Source organism: Ruegeria sp., from assembly GCF_028066395.1.
Taxonomy (GTDB): domain Bacteria; phylum Pseudomonadota; class Alphaproteobacteria; order Rhodobacterales; family Rhodobacteraceae; genus Ruegeria.
The window spans coordinates 2749-5972 of sequence record NZ_JALCBM010000079.1 but is presented as its reverse complement, the minus strand read 5'-3'; the positions used below and the strand labels follow the sequence as shown (position 1 = coordinate 5972).

4 protein-coding genes are annotated in these 3224 nt (G+C 58.1%); 2 read left to right on the top strand and 2 right to left on the bottom strand.

All coding sequences use genetic code 11. The features are described from left to right. Together MPJ51_RS18900 and ribA are read right to left on the bottom strand one after the other, a co-directional pair. Nucleotides 1-484, bottom strand: a 484-nt coding sequence (locus MPJ51_RS18900; protein ID WP_298390002.1) for a L,D-transpeptidase family protein, incomplete at its 3' end; no start/stop codon positions are given. Beyond that, complete coding sequence (gene ribA / locus MPJ51_RS18895; protein ID WP_298389999.1) at nucleotides 481-1575, bottom strand: GTP cyclohydrolase II; 1095 nt, start codon at nucleotides 1573-1575, stop codon at nucleotides 481-483. The genes ribA and MPJ51_RS18900, both read right to left, overlap by 4 nt. A 163-nt stretch (nucleotides 1576-1738) precedes the next feature. On the opposite strand from ribA, the gene MPJ51_RS18890 reads away from it, so the two are divergent. Both MPJ51_RS18890 and MPJ51_RS18885 read left to right on the top strand, forming a co-directional pair. Then, nucleotides 1739-2425, top strand: coding sequence for a response regulator transcription factor (locus MPJ51_RS18890; RefSeq protein WP_298389996.1), 687 nt, complete (start codon nucleotides 1739-1741; stop codon nucleotides 2423-2425). Between the two features lie 171 nt (nucleotides 2426-2596). Next, nucleotides 2597-3088 (top strand): hypothetical protein, encoded by a 492-nt coding sequence (locus MPJ51_RS18885; protein WP_298389993.1) that lies wholly within the window; start codon nucleotides 2597-2599, stop codon nucleotides 3086-3088. The last annotated feature ends 136 nt before the right edge of the window (nucleotides 3089-3224 follow it).

Here is a 3224-nt window from a genome sequence, read left to right as displayed (position 1 = left end):
TCAACCGCGTACCAAGGGCAATCTGCCCGGCAATCCAATGCAGGTGATCGCGGCGGAAGGCCACGCAGCCCTCGGTCGGGAATCGCGGGCGGCGCCATTGGTGCAGAAAAATGGCCGAACCGCGCCCCGATACCGCGTTGGGCCAATTCCAATCGGTGATCAGGATCAGATCATATAAAGGATCGGCCCGCCGCAGTCTTTCATGGCTGCCGGAATAGGGCGTTTGAACAAGTTGATTGTATTCGGGCATGGCCTGATCATCCGACCACAGATCTTGTGGCCCGATTGGCCGAGCCCACGAGGTGGGGGCAGGGATTCGGTCCGCCCGATACAACATCCCGACAATCTGATGCGTGCCGGTGGGCGTTGCACCATCACCTTCACGTTTGGAATTGCTCAGCCCGCCTTTGCCGATCGCACAAGGGAAAGTACGCCCCAGAAAGCGCACACCTTTTGGTGTCAGGACCAGATCACTTGGTGTCACAGAAGATGGCCCGATTTGGCCGCCTTGGTTGCCAGATAACCCCGGTTATGCGCGGTTTCACCAACCTTCAGCGGGACGCGCTCGGTCACGGCGATGCCGGTCCGCTCCATCATTGCGATCTTGGCGGGGTTGTTTGTCAGCAGCCGCACGGCGCCAAAACCCAGCGATTTCAGGATGTCCGAGCCCAGACGGAAATCGCGCTCATCATCTTCAAACCCCAGCCGGTGGTTGGCCTCGACCGTATCAAACCCTTGGTCTTGCAGGAAATAGGCCCGCATCTTGTTGGCCAGCCCGATGCCGCGCCCCTCCTGATTGAGGTAGAGCAGAACGCCTGCCCCCTCGGCCCCCATTTGGGCCAAAGCACCGCGCAACTGCGGGCCGCAATCGCATTTCAGACTGCCCATCAGATCGCCGGTGAAGCAGGCGGAATGCAGGCGGGCGAGCACCGGCTTGTCCCGGTCGGGGCGGCCGATTTCGATAGCATAATGTTCCTCGCCGCCGTCCTCGGGGCGGAAGACATGCAGGCGCCCGGCCTCGGACACTTCCATCGGCAGGCGGGCCGCGACGACCTCATGCAGGGCGCTGCGATCGGCCAGATGCGGCGCGGCGCGGGTGTGGTCGATACAGGTCAGACCGTTTGCCATCGCGAAATCGCGCCCGTCCGGGATGGGGGCAACCACAGCCGCCGGCAGCAGCCGCGCGGATTTGGTCAGCGCAATGGCGATGCGATGCAGATTGGCGGTGCCCTGCCGTTCGGACATCAGCGGGCCTTTCATCGGCGCGTTCAGATCGTCCGAGGGATCGGCCACCGCCTGCACCCAGCTGTGATCGGCATCCGCCGGGATCAGCACGCGCGCCAGATCCCCGTCATAGGCCCGCGCCTTCAGCGTCTCTGCCCGCCGCACGGTGATGGCCACCACGGGTGCGCCACCCAAACCCCGCAGATCGGCCAGCCGCTGCGGGCTGAGCGTCTCGGACGCCAGCGCCAATACGCTGGTGCCGCTGTCATCGGTCAGGACAACCGGCAGGCCCATGCGCAGGTCCGCCCGTGCGCGGGCAAGCAGTTCGGTGATGCCGGGAATAAGACTCATGCGTGTTACCCTATAACGTTCTGCCCTTCTCCTATCCCGATCTTTAGAAAATGTGAAACATTTCCTCCGCCTCGGACACGAGGGCGTGAGACGGTTGCAGCAAAACTTGCCGATTGCATCTTGGGCGCGCAAGTGGTGCAAAAAGGGGCTAGGAGGACCGGAGATGGCTCAACTCAAGAAAATCCTGTTGGTGGATGATGACGAAGACCTGCGCGAAGCGCTGAGCGAACAGCTTGTGATGACCGAAGATTTCGACGTGTTCGAAGCCTCAGACGGTCAATCCGCGATGGAGCGCGCGCGTGAGGCGATTTACGATCTGGTTATTCTGGATGTGGGTCTGCCGGACACGGACGGGCGCGAGCTGTGCCGCCTGATGCGCAAGCAGGGCGTGAAAAGCCCGGTCCTGATGCTGACCGGCCATGACAGCGACGCCGACACCATTCTGGGTCTGGATGCCGGTGCCAATGATTATGTCACCAAACCTTTCAAATTCCCGGTCCTGCTGGCCCGTATCCGCGCGCAACTGCGTCAGCACGAACAATCCGAGGACGCCGTCTTTGTCCTTGGCCCGTATACGTTCAAGCCCGCCATGAAGATGCTGATGACCGAGGATGACCGCAAGATTCGCCTGACCGAGAAAGAGACGAACATTCTCAAGTTCCTGTACCGCTCGACCGACGGTGTGGTTGCTCGCGACGTTCTGCTGCACGAGGTCTGGGGCTACAACGCCGGTGTCACCACTCACACGCTTGAAACACATATCTATCGTTTGCGTCAGAAAATCGAACCCGATCCCTCCAATGCGCGCCTTTTGGTCACAGAATCCGGCGGATATCGTCTTGTGTCTTGACGAAAGGTGGATTGACTTGGATCAAAGTGATACTCTGTAGGTATATTTAGATTACTCCCAACCCGTGCATGTCCGGGTTATGACATGTACCTCCCTGTTGGACTGCCGGGCCTGATGGCCCGGCTTTTTTGTTTTAACCGAGCTGTGAGGGTCCCTTTTGCAGTCTTCTTGATGGACCTGACACCAATGGAGAGGGTATTCTTGCCGGGCTTTCAGGTTATGGTTGAGAGGTTAAAGCTCTTGTCGGATAGAAAACCGAATTCATTACCCGTACTGAAAAATGGGATGTCATGGTGGGTGATTGAAAGTAAACGCTATAATCTTAGTGCGAAGACGACATTCCGTGTGTTCGAAGCGGTAATTGCGCATTCGGAGGATCAAGCAATCAGCCATGCGAAAGTCTCAGACGCGCGGCTTAACGCAGCTTTGATGAACGCTGCCATCCGGCGTGGAGAAATTGAGGATCAGTTTGAATGGCAGCCGATTAGTCGACTGGTCGAATACTTGTCTATTGTTCAGGTTTGGAATGATCATCAAATAGAAAATTTGGACCCGGTACTTCTGGGAATGCTCCAAGAACACGACTTCTTTTTGGATGAATTTTCTGAGGACGCCCAGAGTGCAATTGGTGGCGGCATTTATGACTACGATCCGGGAAATTAGGTGACTTTGAGTTTCTCTTTCTCATAGCACCTCGTCCAACACCACGCTAACCTCCGGCCAATCGCGACAAAGGAATCCCCACCCATGCCCTTTACCCTTGCCACATGGAACATCAACTCGGTCCGCCTGCGCGAGC

Bases quoted from the DNA above. Each gene is read 5' to 3' on its own strand.
- MPJ51_RS18890 (WP_298389996.1), top strand. From the start codon at position 1,739: ATGGCTCAACTCAAGAAAATCCTGTTGGTGGATGATGACGAAGACCTG.
- ribA (WP_298389999.1), bottom strand. From the start codon at position 1,575: ATGAGTCTTATTCCCGGCATCACCGAACTGCTTGCCCGCGCACGGGCG.
- MPJ51_RS18885 (WP_298389993.1), top strand. From the start codon at position 2,597: ATGGACCTGACACCAATGGAGAGGGTATTCTTGCCGGGCTTTCAGGTT.